Origin of the sequence: Leekyejoonella antrihumi, from assembly GCF_007845645.1 — a bacterium.
In the GTDB taxonomy this organism is placed as follows: Bacteria; Actinomycetota; Actinomycetes; order Actinomycetales; family Dermatophilaceae; genus Leekyejoonella; species Leekyejoonella antrihumi.
Genome location: NZ_VCQV01000002.1, coordinates 99,714 through 121,096, shown reverse-complemented (window position 1 = coordinate 121,096; position 21,383 = coordinate 99,714). Strand labels below are relative to the sequence as shown.

General features: G+C 68.7%; 21 protein-coding genes. 8 read left to right on the top strand and 13 right to left on the bottom strand.

From position 1 onward, the window contains the following. Positions 1-19: 19 nt before the first annotated feature. Positions 20-631 carry a hypothetical protein gene (locus FGL98_RS01930; RefSeq protein WP_146314976.1) on the top strand — a complete coding sequence of 204 codons (612 nt, stop codon included), beginning with the start codon at positions 20-22 and terminating at the stop codon, positions 629-631. Between the two features lie 21 nt (positions 632-652). Here FGL98_RS01930 and FGL98_RS01925 read toward each other — a convergent pair whose 3' ends face one another. The 4 genes from FGL98_RS01925 to FGL98_RS01910 form a co-directional block, all read right to left on the bottom strand. Further along, positions 653-985 carry a cupin domain-containing protein gene (locus FGL98_RS01925; RefSeq protein ID WP_146314975.1) on the bottom strand — a complete coding sequence of 111 codons (333 nt, stop codon included), beginning with the start codon at positions 983-985 and terminating at the stop codon, positions 653-655. A 60-nt stretch (positions 986-1,045) separates the two neighbouring features. Further along, complete coding sequence (locus FGL98_RS01920; protein ID WP_146314974.1) at positions 1,046-2,056, bottom strand: NYN domain-containing protein; 1,011 nt, start codon at positions 2,054-2,056, stop codon at positions 1,046-1,048. 3 nt (positions 2,057-2,059) lie between these two features. Then, positions 2,060-3,433 (bottom strand): purple acid phosphatase family protein, encoded by a 1,374-nt coding sequence (locus FGL98_RS01915; RefSeq protein WP_146314973.1) that lies wholly within the window; start codon positions 3,431-3,433, stop codon positions 2,060-2,062. Positions 3,434-3,496: 63 nt separating this feature from the next. Next, the gene (locus tag FGL98_RS01910) at positions 3,497-4,033 is read right to left on the bottom strand and encodes a YflT domain-containing protein (protein ID WP_186525925.1); all 537 of its coding nucleotides are present in this window, start codon (positions 4,031-4,033) and stop codon (positions 3,497-3,499) included. A 209-nt stretch (positions 4,034-4,242) separates the two neighbouring features. Between FGL98_RS01910 and FGL98_RS01905 the strand changes: the two genes are divergently transcribed. Beyond that, entirely contained in the window at positions 4,243-5,064 is an 822-nt protein-coding gene (locus tag FGL98_RS01905; RefSeq protein ID WP_246136325.1) for an SDR family oxidoreductase, read from the top strand. A 327-nt stretch (positions 5,065-5,391) separates the two neighbouring features. On the opposite strand, the gene FGL98_RS01900 is transcribed toward FGL98_RS01905, so the two are convergent. The 3 genes from FGL98_RS01900 to FGL98_RS01890 form a co-directional block, all read right to left on the bottom strand. Continuing rightward, a complete protein-coding gene (locus FGL98_RS01900; RefSeq protein ID WP_146314972.1) occupies positions 5,392-6,522 on the bottom strand; it encodes an aminotransferase class V-fold PLP-dependent enzyme in 1,131 nt (376 codons plus the stop codon). A 90-nt stretch (positions 6,523-6,612) separates the two neighbouring features. Then, entirely contained in the window at positions 6,613-7,098 is a 486-nt protein-coding gene (locus FGL98_RS01895; RefSeq protein WP_222431964.1) for a DUF4395 domain-containing protein, read from the bottom strand. An 86-nt stretch (positions 7,099-7,184) separates the two neighbouring features. Beyond that, on the bottom strand, positions 7,185-8,597 hold the full coding sequence (locus FGL98_RS01890) for an acyl-CoA synthetase (protein WP_222431963.1): 1,413 nt from the start codon (positions 8,595-8,597) through the stop codon (positions 7,185-7,187). A 180-nt stretch (positions 8,598-8,777) separates the two neighbouring features. Between FGL98_RS01890 and FGL98_RS01885 the strand changes: the two genes are divergently transcribed. Beyond that, a complete protein-coding gene (locus FGL98_RS01885; RefSeq protein WP_146314969.1) occupies positions 8,778-10,433 on the top strand; it encodes an MFS transporter in 1,656 nt (551 codons plus the stop codon). Between the two features lie 59 nt (positions 10,434-10,492). Here FGL98_RS01885 and FGL98_RS01880 read toward each other — a convergent pair whose 3' ends face one another. The 5 genes from FGL98_RS01880 to FGL98_RS01860 form a co-directional block, all read right to left on the bottom strand. Further along, positions 10,493-11,380, bottom strand: coding sequence for an amidohydrolase family protein (locus FGL98_RS01880; protein WP_146314968.1), 888 nt, complete (start codon positions 11,378-11,380; stop codon positions 10,493-10,495). Further along, complete coding sequence (locus FGL98_RS01875) at positions 11,377-12,906, bottom strand: acyl-CoA synthetase (RefSeq protein WP_146314967.1); 1,530 nt, start codon at positions 12,904-12,906, stop codon at positions 11,377-11,379. Before FGL98_RS01875 ends, FGL98_RS01880 begins: the two co-directional genes overlap by 4 nt. A 23-nt stretch (positions 12,907-12,929) precedes the next feature. Then, positions 12,930-13,862, bottom strand: a complete 933-nt coding sequence (locus FGL98_RS01870; protein ID WP_246136324.1) for a 3-hydroxyacyl-CoA dehydrogenase NAD-binding domain-containing protein — start codon at positions 13,860-13,862, stop codon at positions 12,930-12,932. After that, positions 13,859-15,853 carry an acetoacetate--CoA ligase gene (locus FGL98_RS01865; protein WP_146314966.1) on the bottom strand — a complete coding sequence of 665 codons (1,995 nt, stop codon included), beginning with the start codon at positions 15,851-15,853 and terminating at the stop codon, positions 13,859-13,861. Before FGL98_RS01865 ends, FGL98_RS01870 begins: the two co-directional genes overlap by 4 nt. Positions 15,854-15,917: 64 nt before the next feature. Next, positions 15,918-16,718 carry a crotonase/enoyl-CoA hydratase family protein gene (locus tag FGL98_RS01860; protein ID WP_146314965.1) on the bottom strand — a complete coding sequence of 267 codons (801 nt, stop codon included), beginning with the start codon at positions 16,716-16,718 and terminating at the stop codon, positions 15,918-15,920. A 248-nt stretch (positions 16,719-16,966) separates the two neighbouring features. Here FGL98_RS01860 and FGL98_RS27010 point away from each other — a divergent pair, with 248 nt between their 5' ends. Together FGL98_RS27010 and FGL98_RS27005 are read left to right on the top strand one after the other, a co-directional pair. Beyond that, entirely contained in the window at positions 16,967-17,251 is a 285-nt protein-coding gene (locus FGL98_RS27010) for a MarR family winged helix-turn-helix transcriptional regulator (protein ID WP_425460971.1), read from the top strand. Between the two features lie 396 nt (positions 17,252-17,647). Then, entirely contained in the window at positions 17,648-18,031 is a 384-nt protein-coding gene (locus FGL98_RS27005; RefSeq protein WP_146314964.1) for a hypothetical protein, read from the top strand. A 166-nt stretch (positions 18,032-18,197) separates the two neighbouring features. Here the strand turns inward: FGL98_RS27005 and FGL98_RS01845 are convergent, their stop codons facing one another. Next, entirely contained in the window at positions 18,198-18,992 is a 795-nt protein-coding gene (locus FGL98_RS01845) for an IclR family transcriptional regulator (RefSeq protein WP_146314963.1), read from the bottom strand. Between the two features lie 100 nt (positions 18,993-19,092). On the opposite strand from FGL98_RS01845, the gene FGL98_RS01840 reads away from it, so the two are divergent. Genes FGL98_RS01840 through FGL98_RS01830 form a run of 3 tightly spaced genes read left to right on the top strand, consistent with a single transcriptional unit; the run spans position 19,093 to position 21,376 of the window. Then, positions 19,093-20,160 carry an aromatic ring-hydroxylating oxygenase subunit alpha gene (locus FGL98_RS01840; protein WP_146314962.1) on the top strand — a complete coding sequence of 356 codons (1,068 nt, stop codon included), beginning with the start codon at positions 19,093-19,095 and terminating at the stop codon, positions 20,158-20,160. Continuing rightward, positions 20,157-20,384, top strand: a complete 228-nt coding sequence (locus FGL98_RS01835; RefSeq protein WP_146314961.1) for a hypothetical protein — start codon at positions 20,157-20,159, stop codon at positions 20,382-20,384. The genes FGL98_RS01840 and FGL98_RS01835 overlap by 4 nt, the downstream gene beginning before the upstream one ends. Then, complete coding sequence (locus tag FGL98_RS01830) at positions 20,381-21,376, top strand: PDR/VanB family oxidoreductase (RefSeq protein ID WP_146314960.1); 996 nt, start codon at positions 20,381-20,383, stop codon at positions 21,374-21,376. The genes FGL98_RS01835 and FGL98_RS01830 overlap by 4 nt, the downstream gene beginning before the upstream one ends. Positions 21,377-21,383 lie beyond the last annotated feature (7 nt).

Here is a 21,383-nt window from a genome sequence, read left to right as displayed (position 1 = left end):
AGCCGGTGCGAGTGTCACCGTGCAGGGCAACGTGGTGGTCATTCCACGCGCGGTCCTCAACGCCATCACCACGGCAACGGTGCACATCCAGGGCAGCGGGTATGCCGAGCGGGGCTCCATCCTCGCACTCGGTTGCACACCGGAGTTCGGATGCACGCACGCGGCGGACCAGCAGGTCGCGGGCAGCGTGATCGGCAACAAACCACTCGCGGTCTATCTGAACGGCGCGACCGTGCGACGCAACGTGCTGGTCTTCGGTGGTGGTCCCGCAGTGGGCTGTGTGGACACGGGCTTCCCGCCCCTCGGGCACGATCTACCGATGAAGGACAACACCATCGGCGGGAATGTCGTGATCGACGGCTGGGCCGGGTGCTGGGCAGGGCTGCTCCGCAACACGATCGGCGGCTCCGTCAGCTACTCGCGGGTCAAGGCCAACACGAGTTCGGGCAGCAACGGCCAGCCGCTCGACCCGCAAGGTCCCGACTCGAACGAGATCGTGGCCAACACTATTCGCGGAGCCCTGGTCTGCTGGGGCAACACTCCCGCGCCACAGTTCGGCGACGCCGGTGACCCGCCGTGCGCCACCAACCACGCCGGATGCGGAAAGTGGGGCCAGTGCGCGAACCTCTGACCCGTGCCGCCCGGACCGCGCTCAGCCGACCTTGGCGACGGTCAACAGGAAGGCCGAGTCCTCGAGCGCTTCCACTGCGTGCCGCGCCTGCGGAATGATCAGCAGGTCCCCTGGAGAGCCCTCCCACGTGTGCTCGCCGGAGGTGAGCTGAACCCGGCCGACCAGCACGTGCAGCGTGGCCTCCCCTGGGTTGTCGTGCTCCTCGAGGCGATTGCCGACGGCCAGCGCGATCATGGTCTGGCGCAGCACCTTCTCGTGCCCGCCATAGACGGTGGTCGCGCTGCGTCCGCTGGAGGCTTCGGCGGCAAGCTTCAACTGTTGGCGGGCGAGTGCGGTGAGCGATGACTTCTCCATCTCTGCAGCATCCCACACCCTGTCTCGGCCCACCCGTGGACTCTGGGGAGCCCGAGATCCTCAGGTCTGCGGGTCGATGTCGAGCTGCTCCCAGAAGCGCGCCCGCAGCTCGTGCCGAGTGACCTCGTCGATGTCATACACACCCAGCCGGTTGGACATGTCGACCAGCAGCGCACGGTCCAGGTCGCCGGGTATGCCAGGGCGTGCCTTGCGCAGCCGCTCCCGCTCCCCCGGCGTGGCGGTGCGCGTCCAGGTGGCCACGACGCCACGGCATACCTCGTCGATGAGGGCCTTGGCCTCTGGCGTGAGGTGGGCAGGCTCGGTCCAGCTCGGTTGCCCGGTGTGGGTGGAGTAGACCAGGCTGGCCGGCGGACCACTCACAGTCCCGACGTCGTGCGGGATGCTCGCCGCCGGTGCCGTCGGCCGAGGCGGCGTCGGCCTGCCGTGGCTGTTGGCGAGCTCCGCGGGCGATGGTGCGGCGGCGGCCGTCTCGCTGTGCTCGGTCACTGACTGCCGTGACCCGACCTGGGCGGTGTGCACGGCCTGCTCAATGACGTCGGTGTCCATCAACGCCAACCCGTCGGCCTCACGCATCAGATGCTGGGCCACCCCGTGCGGGCGGCCGTCGGCGCCGGGCACCGCAAGCACGATCACCTGCACGCCGTGCCCCTGTGCCTCCTCGACCGCCTCGGTCAGGTCGTCGTCACCGGACACCAGGTAGGCGACGTCCACGACGCGACCGCGACCGTGGGTGGACAGGTCGAGGCCGATGCGCAGGTCGACCCCCTTCTGCTCACCGGAGAAGGAGCGCCGACCGAGGCGTACCTTGACCTTGGGCAGCATCGCGATCGCATCCTGCTCGGCATTGGGTATGCCGCGCGTGGCCGAGTCATACCAGTTGACTCGCAGGATCGGCAGGCCGCTGGCCCGCTCCACCTGCTGGATGATGCCGTCGATCAGCACCCGGTGATCTACCGTCACCCCGCCGCGCAGCGACGTGCCGGTGATCCGCGTCGCCGCGGCGGCAAGCAGGTATCCGGCATCCACATAGACCGCGCAGTAGGACCGCATGCCTCATCTTGTCAGGCCGCACGGCATACCACCCCGCTCCGCGCCGGTCGGCGAGTCAGGCCGGCTCCGAGTGTCGGACCTCGGCCGACGCAGCGTGAACGTGTCGGCCACCTCGAGCCCACCACCGACCTCGGTCACGTTGTAATAGGTGACGCTCATGATGGTGTCGTGTCCCGGCCGGCCGGGGTCGACCTCGAACGCCGCGAAACCATACGCCGGCGCCGACGTGCCACCACCGATGACCAGGTCCACGGCATACCGATCGAGGAGCGGCATCCACTCCTGCCGCTCCTCGAGGTCGGCCCCGTTGAAGTCGCTGGCGGCGCTGATGGCGACCTGGTGCATGCACACCACGATCCAGTCGATGCCGTGATCGGCTCGAGCAGCGCGCAGCTGCGCCTCTAGCCAAGCGTGCTGGGCACCCTTGGAGTATCCCCGCTCATCGGAGCCGCCGCCGTCCCGGTCGCAGATGTCGCCGTTGGCGATGCTGATCACGCGAACGCCACCGATCTTGAAGGAATACCACAGCCCACGAGTGAGCGCGGTCTGTCCGGCAGAGGGCGGCACACTGAAATAGGCCTGGTATGCGGCGTATCCGATCGTGCCGTTGCCGAGCTCGTTCTCGTGGTCGCCGGGTGACGGCATCCAAGGTCGATTGCGAGCACTGCGAGTGCTGTTCGCCCAGAAGTCCCACCAGGTGCGGACGCGATCAGTGGACAGGTTCGCATAGCAGAGATCGCCGTTGAACAGGTGGAACATCGGCGCGACGAGCTCCACCCCGCCCGTGGTGTCGCCTGCGGCGAGCGACCCGAGGTTGTCGTTCACCCACGTCGCCTTACCACCCTGCGATGCCTGCTTGCCGACGGTCGGAGTCCCCTGGTCACCGAAGCTGGTGAAGGTCACGCGCGCCCGGCCATGCGGCCCGGTGCGGAACTCGCCGAACTGTGGTGCCGCCCCCTCGTGCACTGCGGCATAGAGGTATCCGGCGCGGGCGCGGAGCCGCGTGAGGTGCGCATGGTGCGTGTAGACCCGGGTGCCCGACTGCTCGTCGACATAGCTGCGAGTGGTCGCGCCGACTGTCCGCTCGAACCGTCCATGGGTGTCGCCGAGGAGGACACGCGCTCGCTGCACCGGTGTCCGCGTGTGCCAGCTGACGACCATCTCGGTCCCCGCATCGGCACCGAACTGCAGATGCAGGCCGTCAACCGGCGGATCCGCGTGGGGGGCGCGCCCATTGGCGGCCGCTGAGGCGGTGCGCTCGGCCGCCTCCGCCTCCGGTGTGCCCAACGCGGCTACCGCAGCGACGAATCCGGCGCCGAAGAGGAGTCGGCGGCGGGAGAGGCCAGAGGCGATGGTGGTGTCCGGTGCAGGTGTCACGCATCGCAGCGTGCCGTTGCCAGGTGTGCGTGGCGTGAGGCCCGGATGAACTCCAGGTGAAGGTCAGGTGAGGGTGGGGCCCGCTCCAGGCATCTGCTCGAGCAATTCGCGGGCCCGCTCGGCGACGGTGTGCTCGGTCAGCACCTCGTATCGGGTGGCGACCACCTGGGTGACCGACTGGAAGTCGCGGCGTCCGCGCGTCATGCCGTAGCCCATTGCGGCCCAGACGAAGCCGAAGACCGCGCCGAAGATGACCGTTGAGACGATGACGCCAAGCGTGTTGGCGTTGGTGAACAGGGACATGATCAGGCCGATGAACGCCCCGAACCAGGCGCCCGAGATCGCACCGCCGCCCAGCACCCGGCCCCAAGTGAGGCGCCCCAGGACCCGCTCGATCTGTTTGAGGTCGGTGCCGACGATCATGCAGTTCTCGACCGGAAACTCCTTGTCGGACAGGTAGTCGACCGCTCGCTGCGCCTCGGCATACTCGTCGAAGACGCCGAGCGAGCGAGGATATTTCAACGCCAGTCCGCCGATCAGGCCGTGCTGACCCTGCTGACTCTGCTGGGCTCTGCCGAACCCCATCGGACCCTGTGACATGCCTCGATCCTACCGGGTCTGGTCATCGAACGGCCGCCTGCGCCGCCGGGCCGAGGGCGCTCGCCGGGCACCGATCGCCGAAACCCCTACGCCTGCTTACCAGATGGTAACTTCCAGGTATTCGTGATCCGTCTGCCGTCAGGGGCCCTCATGCTTCAACTCTCCAGCCGCACTGCCGCTGCCGCGATCGCCGTCGAGCCGGTCGCCTGATGACCGGCAGCGACGACGGCATGAGGACCGCGCTGGTCACCGGCGCCTCCTCGGGGATCGGCAAGGCCGTCGCAGCACGACTCGTGGCCGACGGCTTTCGCGTGCTGGGCACCAGCCGTCGTCCGGAGTCGATCCCGGATGATGCGCGGGTGGCAGGAGTTGAATACCTTGCGCTCGACCTGACGGACGATGCCTCGATCGCGGCCTGCGTCGAGGCCGCGGGTGCCGTCGACGTGCTGGTCAACAACGCGGGTGAGAGTCAGTCCGGGCCGTTGGAGGAGGTGCCCTCCGATGCCATCCAGCGGCTGTTCCAGCTCAATGTGTTCGGTGCGGTCCGGCTGACCCAGCTCGTTCTACCCGGCATGCGGGATCGGGGCTATGGTCGCGTGGTCATGGTCGGTTCGATGCTGGCCAGCTTTCCGGTGGCCTACCGTTCGACCTACTGCGCCTCCAAGGCCGCGATCAAGGCGTTCGCGATGTCGGCCCGGCCCGAGGCAACGCCGTACGGCGTGTGGCTCACCACCGTGGAGCCCGGCTCGATCGCGACCGGCATCGGCGAGCGGCGCACGAAGTACCTGGCCGAGGGCTCCCCCTACGCGGACGAGTGCACGACCGTCATCCGCGAACTGGACCGCAAGGAGCGCGCGGGAATCGGCGCCGACCAGGTCGCGGCGACCGTCGTCGATGCGATCACCGCGGATCGGCCCAAGCCGTTGTATGCGGTCGGCAGCAACGCACCGGTCGTGTTCGCCCTGCGCCGCTTGGTGCCGCGCGGCATCCTCGAGAAGGTGGTCAACCGCCAGTTCGGCCTGCACCGCTGAACCTCCACACCCCCACCGCTGGTTGAGCCGGGCGAGCGCCCAGCGCCCACACCCCCACCGCCGGTTGAGCCGGGCGAGCGCCCAGCGCGAGCCCGCGTCGAAACCCGGCCACCCACAACGCAAAACCAGCCCATCACACCCCCACCGCTGGTTCAGCCGGGCGAGCGCAAAGCGCGAGCCCGCGTCGAAACCCGGCCACCCACAACGCAAAGCCAGCCACCACCCCGAACAGATCTCGATACACCCACTCGGCCAACGCCTCGCGGGCTACTCGATCAGCGTTCAAACCGCAGTCGACGCGGGCTACTCGATCGGCGTTTCAGACCATCAGACGTCGATCTTTTCGAGCGCATCGGCGAGCCGCTCGACGGCGCCGTCGACATCGGTGAGCTTGTCCAGGCCGAACAACCCCAGGCGGAAGCTGGAGAAGTCGTCCGGCTCACCGCAGTGCAGCGGCACACCGGCCGCCACCTGCACGCCGGCCTTCTTGAACGCCGCACCGCCCTTCAGATCCGGGTTGTCGGTGTGCACGACGACCACGCTCGGCGACGCGCACTCGTCGGCCGCGACCGAGGCCAGCCCGTGCTCGGCGAGCAGGGCGCGCACCCGGGTGCCGAGCTCGACCTGCGCGTCGCGCAGCTTGTCGAGCCCGACCTCGCGCGCCTCGCGCATCAGCGCGGCGTTGTGCGCGAGACCGTCGGTGGGCATCGTGGCGTGATACGGCGTCTGCCCCTCGGTGTAGGACTCGGTGATCGACAGCCACTTCTTCAGGTCGATCGAGAAGCTGGTGGAAGTGCTCGACTGCACGGCCTCGCGGCCGGTCTCGCCCAGCATCACGTATCCGGCGCACGGGGTGCCGCTCCAACCCTTCTGCGGGGCAGTGATCAGCACGTCGACGCCGAGGTCGCTCATATCGGCCCACAGGGCGCCGGAGGCGACGCAGTCGAGCACGAAGAGACCGCCGACCTCGTGCACCGCGGCAGACACGGAGCGGATGTAGTCGTCGGACAACAGGATGCCGGACGCCGTCTCGACGTGCGGCGCAAAGACGATCTCGACGCGCTTGTCACCGATCGCGGCGACGACCTCGTCGACCGGAGCGGGCGCCCAGGGCGCCTGGTGCGCGTCGCTCGCCGGCCGTGCGGCGCAGACCGTGACGTCGTCGGTGATGCCACCGGTCTCGAAGATCTGCGACCAACGGTAGGAGAACAGGCCGTTGCGCACAACCAGGGCACGCTTGCCGGTGGCGAGCTGCCGGGCAACGGACTCCATGGCATACGTGCCGCCGCCGGGCACCACCGCCACGGTGTCGGCGTGGTAGGTGGTGCGCAGGATGTCGATGATGTCCTGCATCACCCCCACGAACCGCTGCGACATGTGGTTCAGGGAGCGGTCGGTGAACACCACCGAGTACTCGAGCAGGCCGTCGGGGTCGATGTCGTCATGAGGCAGATTCACGCTTGCAGCGTCCCATAATCGGTATGCCGTGGGTAGGGCCGGTCCACGTCACGACACCGTGCCCGCCGAGCACCCGCCTGATGACTGCGCTCAGGCGGCCTGGCGCAGCTGGATGTTCGCGCACTCGACGCAGACCTCCGCCGGGATGACCCCAATCCGCATCAGCTGCCCGAAGGCGAAGCAGCCGGCACAGAACCCGAGCACCGACTCCAGCACGGCAAACACGGCGAGCACGCCGGTCAGCACCAGCGCGACCGTCGTCCAACCGAGCGCGAGGCCACCGATCGCCGCGACCGTGGTCAAGGCCGCGCCGATCGCCTGCGCAAAGCGCTTGGGCGGACCCGCGACCAGCCTGGGGCTGCCGAGGCGAGGCCCGATCACTCGCATGGCCACGGCGCCGAGCGGGCTGAGCCGCGGGCCGGTGATCGCGCGGGCGATGAACCCGTAGGCCAGCGGCACGAGCAGCCACAGCCATCCCGTCGCGAGAATGACCACCGCGATGACCGCCACGACGGCGGCCACGGTCCGGGCCGCCTTCTCGTTGACGGGGTTGGGGAAGCCGATCAGGTTCTTCATGGCGACCAATATATAACTCATGGTTAGTCATTGCATAAGCATGTGCACATCGCGAGACGCCCAGGGCTCGCGCGCCGCCGTGCGGCTCAGCCGAGCTCCATCAGCTGCTTCTTCTGGACCTTGCCCATCGCATTCAGCGGCAGCTGGTCGATGACCCGCACCTCGCGCGGCCGCTTGTGCACCGACAGCGATTGGGCGACGAAGTCCATCACCGCCTCCGGCGAGGTCACCTCCCCGACGACGAACGCGACCACCCGCTGACCCAGGTCGGCGTCGGGCAGACCGACCACTGCGGCTTCCCGCACCTGCGGGTGGCCGAGCAGCGCCTGCTCGACCTCGCCCGCACCGATGCGGTAGCCGCCGGACTTGATCAGGTCGACCGACTCCCGACCCACAATCCGATGGAAACCGCCGGGATCGATGACGGCGACGTCACCGGTGCGGAACCACCCGTCGTCGGTGATCGACTCGGCGGTCTTGCCCGGGTTGTGCAGGTATTCGTCGAAGAGCGTGGTTCCAGCGACCTCCAGCTGCCCGATCGTCTGCCCGTCGTGCGGGGCAAGGGCGCCGCCCTCGCCGCGCAGCCGCGTCTCAACGCCCGGCAACGCCAGGCCGACCCAGCCCGGGCGCCGCTCACCGTCGTGACGGGTGCTGATGGTGATCAGCGTTTCGCTCATGCCATACCGCTCCACCGGCGCCTGCCCCGCCAGCTCGGCCAGCCGGTCGAAGACCGGGACGGGCAGGGGCGCACTGCCGGACACCAGAAGGCGAGCGCTGCGCAGGGCCCGAGCACTGTCCGCGTCGTTGCAGACGCGGGACCACACCGTCGGCACACCGAAGTAGAGCGACCCGGCGGCCGCGGCATACGCCTCGGGCTTGGGCCGCACCGTATGCCGCAGCCGCGAGCCGACCCGCAGCGCACCGAATACGCCGAGCACCAGACCGTGCACGTGAAAGAGCGGCAGACCGTGCACCAGCACGTCGTCCGGCGTCCAGTCCCAGGCGGCCGCCAGTCCGTCCAGGTCCGCCGCAACGGCGCTGCGGGACAGCACGACGCCCTTGGGCGGGCCGGTGGTCCCGGAGGTGTACATGATCAGCGCCGTCGCGTCGGCCGGCGGCTCGCGGTATGCCGTGCCGGAGGCGGCGTGCGCGTCGACCGGGGCCGTGGGCAGGTCGACCTCGTCCCTGGGATCGCCCAGCCACAGGGCCGCCCCGGAGTCGTGCACGATGTGACGGCGCTCGACCGGGCCGGCGTCGGCCGGCACGGGCACCAGCGGGACACCGGCGAGCAGGCAGCCGACGGCGCCGACGACGGTCTCGATCCTGGGCTGCGCATCGACGGCGACAGCGGGCGCACCAGCGATCCGGTCCGCCACGGCGGTCGCGGCGCCTAGCAGTCGCTCCCGGGACAGGGCGTCGTCTCCGACTCGGACGGCGTCGGGCCGATCTGCAGTCGCATCGGTCAGGCCGGTCAGAAGCCTCGTCGCTGAGTCACTCACACCGGACATTCTTCACCATCTGCTCTACGGACGCGGCGATCGGCGGCTCGAACCCCTGACTACGGACCCCACGAAATCCAAACTTGATTGTCAGAATTCCTGTACATCGAGCCACCAGAAGTGGCAGAGTAGCAACGTCAAAACCCTCAGGATTCCTGATGATCACCGGAGACCCTACTCATGACACAGACAACTGGCGCATCCACGGCGTCCACGACGCGGCAAGGCCTGACCGGAGGCACCCTGCTGGCCGCCGCCGTCGCTGTCGGCCTCGCCCAGGTGGCGCTGGCCATCCCGGCCGTCTTCAACGGTCTCTTCCAGCAAGACCTGCACACCAGCTCCTCCCAGCTCACCTGGATCTCGGACGCGTTCCTCGTCCCGGTGACCCTCCTCGAGCTGACCTCCGGAGTCATCGGCGACCTGTTCGGGCGCAAGCGTCTGCTGGTCGGCGGTGCCGCTCTGCTCACCATCGGATCGATCGTCTGTGTGCTCACTCCCGGCGCGAGCGCATCGACGCAGACCCGCGTCCTCGTGCTTCTCAGCGGGCAGATCATCGCGGGCATCGGCGCGGCCGCACTGTTTCCGACCACGCTCGCCATGGTCGCGGCCGGCACGCATGGAGCGCATGAGCGGGCACGGGCCCTGACCATCTGGGCTGCCGCGCTGTCGACCGGTGGAGCCGTCTCGCCGGTGCTCGGCGGCCTGGTCGCCAAGATGTCCTTCGGCAGCGACCAATATGCCAGTTGGCGCTGGGGATTCATTGCGGTAGCCATCCTCAGCGTGATCAGCCTGGTCATCTCGCTTCTCTTCGCAAGAGACTCCTCCGCACCGGCAGGTCGCTCACTGGACTGGCCCGGCCAGATCACGATCGCCATCGCGGTCTTCACTCTCCTCTTCGGTGTCATCCAGGGGCCGACGGACGGATGGGGCAGCACCCGCGTGGTCGGATCGTTCATCATCTCTGCGGTCTTCCTCGTGCTCTTCGTGCTGTCCGAGCGCCGCACCGACACACCGCTGCTGCATCTGTCGCTGTTTTCCAACCGCGTGTTCGCCGTGGCCTCCATCGCGACCGTGCTGGGCATGCTCGCGTTCCTTGGCACGGCCTACGCCACGAGCATCCGGCTGTCGGCCATCCAGGGGTTCTCGCCCCTGAAGAGCTCGATCGCGTTCGTGCTGCTCAACGGCATCGCGCTGGCCATGATCCCCGTGACCCATCGGGTCATGGTCCGCTTCAACCCGCGCTGGATCATGGGCGCCGGACTCGTGCTGATCGGCGTGGGCGACCTGTGGATGTCACAGTTGAGCGCCGCGCACGTGTCCGTCGGGCCGGTGATCGCGCCCCTTGCCCTGGTCGGCATCGGCTTCGCCCTCGCGGTCTCCGCGGTGAGCGCGGTTGCGGTCAACAGCGTTCCCAACGGGTTGGCAGGTATGGCGAGTGCTGCGACCAGCCTGCTGCGTGACCTGGGCTTCACCCTTGGGCCCGCAGTCATCGGTGCGATCGCGCTCAGCCGCGCCGCGAGCGAGATGCAGGAGAAGATCGCGGGCAGCCCCGCGCTCCAGCATGCACTGGCAGCCTTCAACGCCGCGCCCCAGCACGCCACCGGTGCGCAGAAGGCGGCGCTGGAGGAGGCTGTCGGTGCGGTCAACTCGGGTCCGTTGGGTGCGAATGCGGTGCCGGCAGCGGTCAACCCCGTGCACAACGTTGCGTTCAACGCCCTGAACAACGCCTACTCGATCGGCTACATCATCTGCGGGGTGCTCGCACTCGTGGCGGCGGCGCTCGCGATCTTCGTCCTGGCCGGCGGCGGAAACGAGGAGGCGCCTGCCGAGGCATGATCCGAACACGAAAGGTCCGGGCCTACCAGGGGCCCGGACCTTTCGTGCTCCCGAGGGCGTCAGACCAGGCCCAGCACCCGCGCGGCGTTGTCCTTGAGGATGCCCGGCAACGCATCCTCACGCAGCCCGAGGTCGGAGAAGTCCCGGATCCATCGTTCCGGCGCGATGAGCGGGTAGTCGCTGCCGAAGAGCACCTTGTGGCGCAGCATTCCGCCGGCCGCCTTGACGAGCTCGGCAGGGAAGTACTTCGGTGACCAGCCGGACAGGTCGATGAAGACGTTCGACTTGTGCACGGCCATCGAGATGGCCTCCGCCTGCCACGGGACCGACGGATGCGCCAAGATCACGGTCATCCCCGGGAAGTCGGCCGCGACGTCGTCCAGCAGCAGCGGGTTGGAGTAGCGCAGCTTGATACCCCGGCCGCCGGGAAGGCCTGCGCCTATGCCGTTCTGACCAGTGTGGAAGAGCGTCGGCACCCCGAGCTGCTCGATCTCCGCCCACAGCGGACGCCACTGCGGGTCATCGGGCGAAAATGCCTGTAGCGACGGATGGAACTTGAAGCCCCGCACGCCGTGCTCGGTGACGAGCCGCCGCGCCTCGGTGACAGCCTCCGCGCCGCGGTGTGGGTCGACCGAGCCGAACGGGATCAGCACGTCGGCGTGCTGTGCCGCCTCGTCCGCGATGTCCTCACTGGACAATGGCGGGTGGCCCGTGGCCGTGCCGGCATCGACGGTGAAGATCACCGCCGCCATCTTCGCCGCTCGGTAGCGGCTGGCGAGATCCGCAACCGTCGGCGTGCGGTTGTCCGACGCCTTGAAGTATGCCGCGGACGCGTCCATGAGCTCCTGGTCAAGAGAGAGGTGCCCGTGGTGATCCTGCTCGACGTGCACGTGCACGTCGATCGCGATGACTGTGTCGAGGTCGATATCGGGCCGGTAGGTCGTCATCGCGTCACTTCCTGGGGCTCGCCGTGCACCTGCCGAATGGCCTTCTTGAGCAGCTTGCCGGATGCGTTGTGCGGCAGCTCGTCGCAGAACACGACGGATCGGGGCACCTTGTAGCGTGCCAGTCGCTCCTGCAGATGCTCGAGCAGCGCCTCCTGGGTCAGCGACTGCCCGTCTCGCAGCGTCACCACCGCGCGACCGACCTCGCCCCAGGTCCTGTCGGGAACGCTGATCACCGCACACTCGGCGACGGCCGGATGCGTGTAGATCGCGGACTCGACCTCAACGGGATAGACGTTCTCCCCACCGGAGATGAACATGTCCTTCAGCCGGTCCACGATGCGCAGGTGGCCCTCGTCGTCGACCAGCGCCAGGTCACCGGTGCGCAACCACCCATCGTCGACGAACGCCTCCGCGGTCGCCTCCGGGTTGTGCCAGTATCCCGGGCTGACATTCGGTCCCTGGACCAGGATCTCCCCCGGCTGGTCGTCGACCGGTGTGCCGAACCCCGGGTCGACGACCCGCACATCGGTGAACATGCATGGCGTGCCGACCGACCCCATCTTGCGCAGGCTGTCCTCGGCTCGCAGCATCGTGACCCCCGGTGACGCCTCCGTCAGCCCATAGCCCTGGATGATGGGCACACCGCGGTCGGCGTAGGCCTGCAGCATCGCCACGGGCACGGGCGCGCCGCCGCTGATCGCACTGCGCAGGGAGCGCAGGTCGGCATCGGCCCATGCGCTCGCTCTGGTGAGCGCGAGATACATCGAGGTGACTCCGAAGAGGAACGTCACCCCGTGCTCCTCGATCAGACCGAGCGCGCGGTCGGCGTCGAACTTCGCCTCCACCAGGGCGGTTCCACCCTTGAGGAAGGTCGGGAAGAACAGCTGGTTGAGCGCGGCGGTGTGAAACAGGGGTGCCGTCACCAGGGCGACCTCGTCACTGCGGATGTCGACGTCGACAAGGACGTTGTAGACGTTCCACGCGATGTTGCCGTGCGTCAGCTGGACTCCCTTGGGACGTCCGCTCGTGCCCGACGTGTACTGGATCATGAACAGCTCGTCGAGCCCGACCGGTTCGTCCATCGGACCGGCACCGGTGACGGCCAGAGCACCCAGCCGCCCACCGGGTGGGCCGCCCAGGCGGAGCTCGGGCACGCCGAGAGCACGAACGGTCGCCGAGTGGACGATGTCTTCGAACCCGCTCTCCCACAGCAGGATCACCGGTTCGCTGTCCGCCAGGATGTAGGCCGTCTCGGGCGCCGCAAGGCGGGTGTTGAGGGGAAGGAAGACGGCCCCCAGCCGTGCCGTGGCAAACATCGCGACGACCAGCTCGATGCTGTTGAGTCCGAGGAAGGCGACCCGATCACCCGGTCCGACACCGTTGCGGCGCAACCCGTGCGCAACCTTCGCCGAGTCGTCGGCGAGCTGTGCGTAGGTCCTGGTGCACACGCCCTGCCGCAGCGCGATCCGATGCGGGGACATTCTCGCGCGCCGAGCGGCCCATGAGCCGATTCCTTTGTCCTGCATTGCATCTCCTCGGTCGTCGTGCGTCAGTCCAGGTCGAGCCGGGACTTCGTGTCCATGAGCTCGCGCAGCGCACGGTCTCGTCGGGCACGCAGATCCCCTACATCCTGCCCGTCTAGCTCGTCGCGGACCCCGGCGACGAGGGTCTCCACCAGCCGGGGCGTCAGCTCCGGGGAGCCGAGATCGTTCCACCAGTCGACCATCGGCGGTCCGAGATGCTCGAGCACGTGCTGCAGCCCGCCGGGCCCGCCGGACAGGTGCTGCGTGGCAAACGGCCCGAGCAGCGACCACCGCAGGCCGGGCCCCGAGGCGATGGCCGCGTCGATGTCGCTCACGGACGCCACGCCCTCACCGACCAGGTGGTAGGCCTCGCGCCACAGGGCGGCCTGCAGGCGGTTCGCCACGTGGCCCGGCACCTCGCGGCGCAGCCGGATCGGCCGCTTGCCCAGCGACTGGAGGATCGTCATCGCCGCCTCGATGGCGACTTCGGAGGTGCCGGTGCCACCTACGACCTCGACGAGCGGCACCAGGTGCGGCGGGTTGAAGGGGTGCGCGACCAGGACGCGTTCGGGATGCCGGCGCGCGGCACTCTGGAAGGCGCTGGGCGGCAGCCCCGACGAACTGCTGGCGAGCAGCACCTGCGGGCCGGCAACCTGATCCAGCGCTGCGAAGATCTCGCGCTTGATGTCGAGCCGTTCGGGCCCGCACTCCAGCACCAGATCGGCGTCGCGGCCCGCCTCCGCCGAGTCCCGACTCACCCGCAGCCGCTCGTCCGCATACGTCGAGTCCAGCTCGCCCAACAGGGTGGCAACCGTTTCGCGCAGCGCGGTCTCGGCTCCGGCGGTCGGGTCGGCGACGACCACGTCCAGCCCGTGGTGCAGCGCGAGTGCCGCCCAGCTCGCGCCGATCGCGCCCGCACCCACGATGCCGACCGTGCGCAGGGCGTCGGGGCCGATCACGGCGCGTCCCCGGCCGCTCGCGCCCGGGCGAGCGCGACAAACCCGTCGAGCGACTCCGGTGCGGCGAGGGCGTCACGGCTGGCGACCTCGTCGAGCGCAGCACCCTGCAGGATCCGTTTGACGGGCAGCTCCAGCTTCTTTCCGGTGAGGTTGCGCGGCACGCACGGCACCGCGTCGATACGGTCGGGCACGTGTCGTGGCGAAAGAGCCGCGCGGAGTGCGCCCGCAACGGCGGCACGCAGCGGATCGTCGAGAGTGCGCCCGGCCTCGAGCACGACAAACAGCAGCAGCTCGCCGTTGCCGCCCTGCGGGTCCTCCAGGTGCACGACCAGGCTGTCCGCGATGCCGGGCAGCTCCTCGACCACGCGATAGAACTCCGCGGTGCCGAGCCGGACGCCACCACGGTTGAGGGTTGCGTCCGACCGGCCGGCGACGTGCGCACTTCCGTTGTCGTGAAACACGATCCAGTCTCCGTGCCGCCAGACACCGGGATAACGGTCGAAGTAGGCAGCGTGCATGCGGGTGCCGTCCTCGTCGCCCCAGAAGCCGACCGGCATCGACGGCATGGGCGAGGTGATCACCAGCTCGCCCAGCGCCCCGACGACCTCCTTGCCGTCCTCGTCGAAGGCATGCACGTCCGCTCCGAGGCAGCGCCCGGAGATCTCCCCCGCCCAGACCGGCAACAACGGATTGTTCTGCACCAGCCCAGAGCACACGTCGGTGCCGCCGCTGCCGACGTTGAGAAGCACATGCGGGCCGAGCTGGTCACGAATCCACGCATACCCCTCGGGCGGCAGCGGAGATCCGGCCGAGCCGACCACTCGGACGGCGAGGTCGTATGCCGTGAGGTCGAGCCCGTCCTTGCGGCAGGCCATCACGAAACCCGGGCTGACGCCCATGATCGTCGCCTGCGTCTCCTGCGCCAGGCGCCACTGCCAGCCGAGGTCCGGATGCGCCGGGTTGCCGTCGACCATCACCAGGGACGAGCGGACCAGCAGCGAGGAGACCAGGGCGTTCCACATCATCCAGGCCGTCGTCGTGAACCACAGCAGGCGGTCCCCCGGCCCCATGTCCCACGACAGCGCGTGGTTCTTCAGGTGCTCCAGCAAAATTCCGCCGTGCCCATGCACGATCGCCTTCGGCCGGCCGGTCGTGCCCGAGGAGAAGAGCACGAAGAGCGGGTGGTCGAACGCGACCGGCTCGCAGACCGGCTCGCCGGCCCGCGCCGCTGCCAGCAGATCTCCCCAGGAGAGCGCATCGTCGACGCGCCACTCGGCATACTCCACATCGATGACGTGGCGCAGGCTCGGCAGGTCGGCGCGGATCTGCTCGACCTGGTCTCGGCGGTCGATCTGTTTGTTGCCGTAGGTGTATCCGCCTGCGACCAGCAGGACCACCGGCTCGATCTGCGCGAACCGGTCCACGACGCTGCGCGGGCCGAACTCCAGGGCGCAGCCGGCCCAGATGGCGCCGAGACTCGCGGTCGCGAGGAAGGCGACCAGCGACTCGGGCACGTTGGGTAGATAACCGGCGACCCGGTCGCCGGGCCGCACGCCGAGACCTCGCAGCGCTCGCGCGGCCCGTCCCACCTGGTCGCGCAGCTGGCCGTAGGTGAGGTCGAGGTCAGGGCGGGACTGCGACCTGCCCAGGACGGCGAGACGATCCGTGTCGTCGCCGGTGCCGAGCGCATGCTCGACGTAGTTGAGTCGGGCTCCGGTGAACCACTGGGCGCCGGGCATGGATCGCTGCGCCAGCACGGAGGTGTACGGCGTGTGAGAGGTGACGGCGAAGTGCTCCCACACCGCCGACCAGAAGCCTTCGAGGTCATCGACCGACCAGCGCCACAGCTCCTCGTGCGTGGTCAGGTGCAGGCCCCGGTGCTCACGGACCCAGGCGAGGAAGTGGCCGACCCGGCTGCGCTCGAGCACGTCCTCCGGCGGGGTCCAGATGAGGTCGCCCTGCCGCACCGGTGTCGCGGGTTGCGCGCTCATGCCGACCCCCTCGTACCTCGGGTCTCGTCATTCGCCTGCGCCTTTGGTCGCTTGCTGCGCTCGCTCATGAGTCGGTGACCTTGCCTGCGCTCCCGTCGAGGAAGCTCTGCATCCGAGCCTTGGCGTCGTCGGTGCCCTGCGCGATCGCGGCCATCAGGGCTTCGATGAGGAAGCCGTCGCGGGGATTGGACTCGGCGATCCGTGGCAGCGCCTGCAGCACGGCAAAGGTGGTCTGCGGCGCGTTGCCGACGATCTGCTGGGCCAGCTCGTGCGCCGTCTTGTCGCTTGCCCCGGCCGGCACGACATACTGCGACAGGCCGATCGCCTCCCCCTCTGTGCCGTCGTAGCGCCGGCCGGTCAGCATCATGTCGGTCATCCGAGCGAGTCCGATCAGCCTGGACACCCGCACCGACCCGCCACCGCCGACGAAGATGCCACGCCGACCCTCGGGGAACGCATAGAAGGTCGACTCCTCTGCCACCCGGATGTGGCACGCCGCCGCGAGCTCCAGTCCACCGCCGACAACTGCGCCCTTGAGTGCGGCGATGACTGGCACGCCACCGCCCTCGATCTGCTCGAAGACGCGGTGCCACATGCGGGAGTGGGCGACTCCGGCCAGTGTGTCGCGACTGGTCATCTCGGACAGGTCGAGGCCGGCGCAGAAATGATCGCCCTCGGCGTTGATGACCACGGCACGCACCTGTGGGTCGAGGGACCGGAAGAAGGTCTCGATCCCCAGGATCGTCTCCTCGCTGAGGGCGTTTCGCTTCTGCGACCGAGCCAGGGTGAGCGTGGCCACGGCGTCCGTCAGGTGGGCATGCAACGTGGCGGGCAGGTCGTCACACGGCGACTGGCTGGGATTCAAGGCGGCTCCTCAACTTATTATCAGGAATCCTGATAATTACACACCATCGGTCATCCTTGCAAGCGGGCTGGTTCAATGGCCTGGTGACTACCCGCCGCAGACCAGCACAACGCCAGCCCGCACTGCTGCTATACACCCTCAAGCAGCTCGAGCTTGTCAGCCGCTCCCGACTCGATGACCTGCTGAAGGGTTCGGGCGTCACGGCGCTGCAGTACACCGCGCTCAGCGTGCTCGAGCGCACTCCGTCCATGTCGTCGGCCGACCTGGCCCGGGCCTCCTTCGTCCGGGCGCAGTCCACCGCGGACCTGGTCGGCGCACTGGAGCGGCACGGGTTGATCGAGCGTCGGGTCGACCCGGACAACCGCCGCAGGCTGCTGATCAGCCTGACCGACGAAGGCCGTGCCTTTCTGGCCGAGTACGACCCCCGGGTCGCCGAGCTGGAGGAGGAGATGCTGACCGGCCTGGATGCCGGCGACCGCAAGGCATTCCGCAGCTATCTCGGCACCGGCCGGCACAACCTCTCCCAGAAGTAGGACGGGTCGCCGGCAGTTGTCGCCGGCGGCCCGTCTCGCCTCAGCCCCGGTAGGCCCTGGCGTTGACAAAGGTCGGTGGCTGGAAGTGGATGAACCGGCCGGCGCCGAACCCGGTGGCCGCGGCAGCCTTGTTGAGCCGCCCCCCGGCAGGGTCGATGCACCCCAGCGCCCTCGCTCGACTCGCGCCCGCACCGTGTGCACGCCGGCGACCAGCTCACTGGCCGAGAAGTTGCAGTGCCCGATGGACTGCACGTAAGCCTGGCGCAGCAGCGAGCCATCTCCTGCCTTCTGCACGAGGCCTCTGTAGTAGTTCTCGTAGGCGATCGGCGCCAGGGTGTCCGAGATCGTGTGCAGGTCGAGCTCGGGCACGTCGAGGTGCCCGGTGACCGTCGACGTATGCTGCAGGCTCTTCAGCGCGGGGATGCTGGGGCGGATGGTCTCGTGCCCGTTGAGATTGCCGATGTCACTCTTCAGGTTCAGCCCGGCCGCGCGGTAGAGCGCCGTGACCTCGCCCCTGTCGGAGGACCGGTTGATGAGCGTGCCGTAGTCGACGCCGACATTCCACGATGCGTTGCCGCCCGCGGCCGCCTCGATGAAGGAGCGTCCGCCGATCACGACGCTCAGCCGGCCGGGCAGCGCGGCGGCCTGCTGCAGCTCCTGCTGTTCGTAGTCGTGTCGCGACGGCGGCTCGAGGAGCGCCGCCTGGGTGACCGGGTCGGGCGGGGACGTCGGCGATCCAGGTCGCTCCGTCGGCGGGCGATCCCGAGTAGTGGTCGGTAGGGGCGCCATCAGCATGCGCCTCCGGTGCGTTCATGGCCAGGCCACCGGCCGCGGTCAGCGCCACACAAGCCGCTCCTGCGGCGAACCGGGGCAAATACGTTGTTGCTCCATCACGCGTCCTTCACATTGACCAGTAATGATCAGGAATCGTGATCGTTAATCGAGATCAGGAGCTGCCGTCGGGGGGCCGTGCGCCGGCGCGCGCGGATGCCGACCCGAGCGTCCGAGAGATGCTGCGCGCCGCGGCTCGCACCGCGGGACGCACGGCCATAGGCGTCAGTGGGGAGTCGACATGCATCACGACCGAGAGTGCCGCGACCACCGTGTCGTCCGCGCCGCGGACGGGGGCCGCCACCGATACCGCATCGGTGGTCACCTGCCGGTCGCTGGTCGCGACACCCGAGCGCCGCACCTCGTCGAGCACGATCCGCAGCCGCGCCGGATCGGTGACCGTGAACTCCGTCCACCGTCGCAGCTCGCCGGCAAGCACCTCTACCTGCACGTCATAGGGTGCATGCGCGAGCAGCACCAGCCCGACTCCGGTGGCGTGCAAGGCAAATCGACCGCCGACCCTCGTGAGCACTCGCACGGCGTCGCGGCCGGCCAGCCGCTCGACATACACGACGTCCAGCCCCTCGCGCACGGCCAGCTGGATGTTTTCATGAGTGCTCTCATAGAGGTCCTCCATCACCGGGAGGGCTGCCTCCCGCAGCGGCACTCCGCGTGGCGCGAGCGAAGCAACCTCCCACAACCGCAGGCCCAGGTGATAGGAGCCCGAGCCCTCACGCTCCAGCGCGCCCCAGACGACCAGGTCGGAGACGATGCGATGGGTCGTCGTCAGCGACAGGTCGGCGGCCCGGCCGAGCTCCGAGAGCGTGAGCACTGGCCGCCGCTCGGTGAAGGCGGCGAGCAGGTCCAGTGTCTTCGTGCTCAGCGAGCGCGGCCGATCCGGTCCAACCATCAAGAATCCTGTCTTCCGGTGACCGGAAACAGTGTGTCATGGATCACGTGTTGTGGCGCAGAGTCGAGGCAATCACAGTCATCACGACGAGGAGCGACCCATGCCAACGTGGTCCCGCAACCAGTGGTACGTCGCGGCGTACTCCGCCGAGATCAGCCACGAGCTCTTTGCTCGCACCATCTGCGGTGAGCCGCTGGTGCTCTATCGCACGACCGGCGGCGATGTCGTCGCGCTGGAGGACCGGTGCGTGCACCGGCGTTACCCCCTGTCCAAGTCGCACCTGATCGATGACACGATCGTGTGCGGCTATCACGGGTTCACCTACGACCAGTGCGGGACGTGCCTCGCCGCCCCGGGCCAGAAGCGGATCCCGCGGACCGCCCGCGTGCCCGCCTTCACGATCGTCGAGCAGGACTCCCTGGTGTGGGTCTGGATCGGGGACAACGACCGCTCCGACGAGGCACTGATCCCGCGGGCACCGTGGTTGGACTCCCCCGAATACACCGTGGTGCGAGGTATGGAGCCGCTGCAGGCGCGCTATGAACTGCTGGTCGACAACCTGTTGGACCTGTCGCACGAGACCTACCTGCACGGTGGCTACATCGGCACACCGGAAGTCGCCCAGACGCCGATCACCACCGAGGTCGACGAGGATGCCGGCGTCATCTATGTCAGCCGGCACATGGACGACGCGGCATGTCCCCCGTTCTACGCGGAGTCCACCGGGATCACCGGCCGCATCGCGCGGTGGCAGGACATCGAATATCACCCGCCATGCCTCTACCTGCTGCACAGTCGGATCGCGCCGACAGGTGACCTGCCGGCCGATGACGGCACCGACGACCACGCGTTCCACGTGGAGGTCGTCTATGCGATCACCCCGGAGACGGAGCACTCCACGCACGACTTCTGGATGGTCGCCCGGGACTTTGCCCTTGCGGATCAGCATGTTTCGGACTTCCTCGCAGAGAACAACCGCACCGTGGTGCTACAAGATGTGGTGGCTCTGGACGTGCTGGAGACCATCGTGGAGGGCGAGAAGGAGCACTACCAGGAGCTGTCGATCAACATCGACACCGGCGGCCTGGCTGCCCGCCGTCTGCTCAAGCGGCAGCGGGAAGCGGGAGAGGCGGCGCCAGAGCCTACCGCCGCAACGAGCACCCGATGACCGGTCCGTCGCCCTCCCGGATGCTGGCCGGCCGGCACGTCTATCGGGTGGTGTCGCAGCTGGGCACCGACCTCCTTGTGGGGCACTGCTGGTGTGGCGAGGAGCGCTCCGCGGAGGATCCGATCGAGTTGTGGGAGTGGCTGCTTGCCCATCCGGAGACTCATGACGCCAACTCGGCGGCAGGAGCCGCCGGACCACCGGGCGATCGCCTGGTGCGGACATGACCGCGTCGACCCCCCTGCTGTCGCAGCAGGCATCGGTGTCGACGTCGGCGGAGGTCGAGCTCGACCTGGTCGTGGAGAAGGCGGACCAGCCGGCCGACGGCGTGCTCGAGCTCGTGCTGCGTGCCCCCTCGGGGTCAGACCTGCCGGCATGGGCACCGGGCGCTCACATCGACGTGGTCGCGGGTGGATTCACCCGGCAGTACTCCCTGTGCGGCGACCCGCATGACCGGTCGGTGTGGCGGATCGCCGTTCTGCGCGAGGTAGCCGGGCGCGGCGGGTCGGCTCATCTGCACGACCAGGTGCGACAGGGCGACACCGTGCGGGTCCGTGGGCCACGGAACCACTTCGCACTGGTGGCGTCGCCGCAGTACCTTTTCATCGCCGGCGGCATCGGGGTCACCCCGATCCTGCCGATGGCGGCTGCCGCCGAATCCGCCGGCAGCACCTGGAGCCTCGCCTATGGTGGCCGCACGCGCGCGACGATGGCCTACGCGGATGAGCTGCGCACGACATACGGCGAGAAGGTCTCGCTGCACCCGCAGGACGAGACCGGTCCGCTCCCCCTCGAGATGCTGCTCGGCGAAGCGCGCACGGACACGGCGGTCTACTGCTGCGGGCCGGAGGGCCTGCTGCAGGCGGTCGAGCAGCACTGTGCTGCGTGGCCGAGCGGAGCGTTGCACCTGGAGCGGTTCTCGCCGAAGCAGCAGGGCAAGCCCCAGCTCCAGGGCGACTTCGAGGTCGAGCTCGCCTCCACCGGGCAGACTCTGACGGTGCCGCCCGAACGGTCGATCCTCTCGGTGCTGGAAGAGGCCGGTGTCGGCATACTTTCATCGTGCACCGAGGGCACCTGCGGCACCTGCGAGACAGGCGTGCTCTCAGGTCAGGTCGACCACCGTGACTCGCTGCTCACTGCGGACGAGCGGGCCGCGAATGACGTGATGTTCGTCTGCGTGTCGCGTGCCGCCTGCCCCAGGCTCGTTCTCGATCTGTGAGGGCACA

Bases quoted from the DNA above. Each gene is read 5' to 3' on its own strand.
- FGL98_RS01910 (WP_186525925.1), bottom strand. From the start codon at position 4,033: ATGTCACAGGGTCCGATGGGGTTCGGCAGAGCCCAGCAGAGTCAGCAG.
- FGL98_RS01845 (WP_146314963.1), bottom strand. From the start codon at position 18,992: ATGGTTGGACCGGATCGGCCGCGCTCGCTGAGCACGAAGACACTGGAC.
- FGL98_RS01895 (WP_222431964.1), bottom strand. From the start codon at position 7,098: ATGAAGAACCTGATCGGCTTCCCCAACCCCGTCAACGAGAAGGCGGCC.
- FGL98_RS27005 (WP_146314964.1), top strand. From the start codon at position 17,648: ATGCTGCAGGCTCTTCAGCGCGGGGATGCTGGGGCGGATGGTCTCGTG.
- FGL98_RS01885 (WP_146314969.1), top strand. From the start codon at position 8,778: ATGACACAGACAACTGGCGCATCCACGGCGTCCACGACGCGGCAAGGC.
- FGL98_RS01905 (WP_246136325.1), top strand. From the start codon at position 4,243: ATGACCGGCAGCGACGACGGCATGAGGACCGCGCTGGTCACCGGCGCC.
- FGL98_RS01835 (WP_146314961.1), top strand. From the start codon at position 20,157: ATGACCGGTCCGTCGCCCTCCCGGATGCTGGCCGGCCGGCACGTCTAT.
- FGL98_RS27010 (WP_425460971.1), top strand. From the start codon at position 16,967: ATGTCGTCGGCCGACCTGGCCCGGGCCTCCTTCGTCCGGGCGCAGTCC.
- FGL98_RS01925 (WP_146314975.1), bottom strand. From the start codon at position 985: ATGGAGAAGTCATCGCTCACCGCACTCGCCCGCCAACAGTTGAAGCTT.
- FGL98_RS01840 (WP_146314962.1), top strand. From the start codon at position 19,093: ATGCCAACGTGGTCCCGCAACCAGTGGTACGTCGCGGCGTACTCCGCC.
- FGL98_RS01865 (WP_146314966.1), bottom strand. From the start codon at position 15,853: ATGAGCGCGCAACCCGCGACACCGGTGCGGCAGGGCGACCTCATCTGG.
- FGL98_RS01920 (WP_146314974.1), bottom strand. From the start codon at position 2,056: ATGCGGTCCTACTGCGCGGTCTATGTGGATGCCGGATACCTGCTTGCC.
- FGL98_RS01875 (WP_146314967.1), bottom strand. From the start codon at position 12,906: ATGCAGGACAAAGGAATCGGCTCATGGGCCGCTCGGCGCGCGAGAATG.
- FGL98_RS01880 (WP_146314968.1), bottom strand. From the start codon at position 11,380: ATGACGACCTACCGGCCCGATATCGACCTCGACACAGTCATCGCGATC.
- FGL98_RS01830 (WP_146314960.1), top strand. From the start codon at position 20,381: ATGACCGCGTCGACCCCCCTGCTGTCGCAGCAGGCATCGGTGTCGACG.